Raw genomic sequence first — 937 nt, 5'->3', positions numbered from 1 at the left:
CATGCGGGTGGATTTTCTAAAGCCTGTATGGCGTTCATTACTGCACCGCAGTGATGAATTTCATTGATTTGAGTTAAGCCCTTATTTGTACGCCATTGGTCGATTGCTTTGTGGATATCAGGAAAGTCAGGCCTTTTTAGAAGGCTGCGATCACAGGGGAGCGTTAGCTGCTCAGTACGAAGTTCGTTTTCCGGGCGCCAGGCTTGGCCATTCAAATAGAGGCCTTGCTCTGTAATAGCCGAGTACATTCTGTCTTTTACCGGGTCATATACCACACCAATTAGAGATTTACCTGTTTTCGAAACCAGGGCGATTGATACAGAATAACCAGGTCTTGCTTGTGTAAAGGCTAGCGTTCCATCTATTGGGTCAATGCACCAAAAAGCTTCTTTTATCAGGCGTTGCTTGTCATCTTCTTGCTCCTCACTGAGTACTGCCAAGTTGTACTTTCTTACGCTGTCGTCCAAATGATCAAGAATTAGCTTCTCACAACGCAAGTCGACTTCGGTTAGTACTTGTGATGCTTCGCTTGAACCTGTCGATTTAGTTAGGATTTCAACTTTCTTATTGGCATAAGTCATTATGACAGCGCCTGCCAGTTGGGCTGCTTCTCGAGCGTATTGAGCGAGTTCCTTGAGATCAGTGGGGGAGAGTTTCATGCCTAACTCTCCTTAGCTTGATTTAGTTGCGAGATTACTTTGCGTGATTGCTGCTCACTGTAGGCGTTGACCTTCCAATGTTCAGGGCTCCAACCTTTAAGGAAGCGGTGAAAGTCGGCCCATGCCACTGAAAATAAAGGGCGCCAGGAGGCTTCAACCTTGCTAGGGTTTATATTGCTTTGGTGTTTGAGCAAAGCCTGTTTAAGTTGTTCAAAGTAGCTATCGAGTAGCTGATTTTCATAGCGCTGGCAGTCTTCTTCATGCAAACAGCTGCCAAT

1 protein-coding gene and 1 pseudogene are annotated in these 937 nt (G+C 45.7%); both read right to left on the bottom strand.

Going from position 1 to position 937, the window contains the following annotated elements; translation table 11 throughout:
* Window positions 1-659: 3'(2'),5'-bisphosphate nucleotidase CysQ (locus tag A3735_RS28300; RefSeq protein ID WP_068639095.1), on the bottom strand; the 659-nt coding region annotated here is incomplete at its 3' end.
* A 2-nt stretch (window positions 660-661) separates the two neighbouring features.
* Window positions 662-937: pseudogene (locus A3735_RS28295) on the bottom strand (choline kinase); the annotation flags it as partial.

This window comes from Oleiphilus sp. HI0061 (assembly GCF_001635675.1).
The sequence above is the reverse complement of the archived record's forward strand: the minus strand, read 5'-3'. Positions and strand labels throughout refer to the sequence as shown.